Raw genomic sequence first — 1,030 nt, forward strand, 5'->3', positions numbered from 1 at the left:
ATGATATCTGAAAGCTCGTTATCTGACAAAAGCGGGGAGAGATCCAGACCCCCTCTCTTTTCCATTTTTTCATCCTCAACAACCGGGTCGGGTGACGTTGAAAGAGAGTTGAAGATGTCGGAAATCTCCAGGATTGCATCTTCGTAATACTTTCCTGCATCTGCCCTGTTCAATATGTGCACATTCTTGATGATTTTGGTTGTTTTCGTAAGGTTGTCGAATACCACGACGATCGACGGTATGGTGAAGAAGAGATCCGGATAGGCATGTTTTTCTACCGCATTATCGGGCAGGTTTTCGAGAAAGCGAACGTAGTCGTATCCTATATACCCGACGGCGCCGCAACTCAACCGGGGAAATCCTTCGGGAAGAAAGTAGGCAAACCCGGACATGAGGGTTTTCAGTTCAAGCAAAGGATCCCTGGAGGAAACCTTTTTTTCCCTCCCCCCCATCTGAACGGTAACATCGCCACCATAGGCTTTGATAACGGCAATGGGAGAATATCCGATGAAGCTGTATCTGCCCCATTTCTCGCCTCCTTCGACACTCTCGAGGAGAAATATGTTGCCGTTTTTGTTTCTTGAAAACTTCCTGTAGGCAGAAACGGGAGTTTCCATGTCCGTCACGATCTCCGTAAAGACAGGAACGAGATTGAAATCATCTGCACGGTGTATGAATTCCTCTTTCGAAGGATAAAATCGGTTCATCCCTGTCTCCTCACGAGAACGGGCTTTGTCCCGGTGAGCCTCTCTATTTTTTCCCTTTCCCTCGTCACCTCAGAAGCCGTTGAGTATGGCCCCACGAGGACCTTTCTCATGACCTGGCCATTTCTTTGCTTGTATGTCTCAATCGTTACCTTCAATCCATATTTTTCGAGGCGCCTCTTCATTCTGTCAGCATTTTTTTCCACGGAAAAAACTCCCACCTGGAGAAACAGCAATTGTCGGGTAACAGCGGCCGTCTTCCGCCTTTTTCTTTGACTGCTGGTTTCCTTTGAGACCGATTTTTTTTCTGCCTTTTCCGGGTCTTT

Annotated in this window: 1 protein-coding gene and 1 pseudogene (1 of these 2 only partly in view); both read right to left on the reverse strand. The window is 47.3% G+C overall.

All coding sequences use genetic code 11. The annotated features are described in order from the left end of the window. Nucleotides 1-707: pseudogene (locus GTN70_04795) on the reverse strand (anthranilate synthase component I); it reaches 727 nt to the left of the window's first position. Further along, complete coding sequence (locus GTN70_04800) at nucleotides 704-910, reverse strand: hypothetical protein (protein NIO16300.1); 207 nt, start codon at nucleotides 908-910, stop codon at nucleotides 704-706. The pseudogene GTN70_04795 and the gene GTN70_04800 overlap by 4 nt, the downstream one beginning before the upstream one ends. Nucleotides 911-1,030: the final 120 nt, after the last annotated feature.

This window comes from Deltaproteobacteria bacterium (assembly GCA_011773515.1).
Classification (GTDB): Bacteria; Desulfobacterota; Deferrimicrobia; order J040; family J040; genus WVXK01.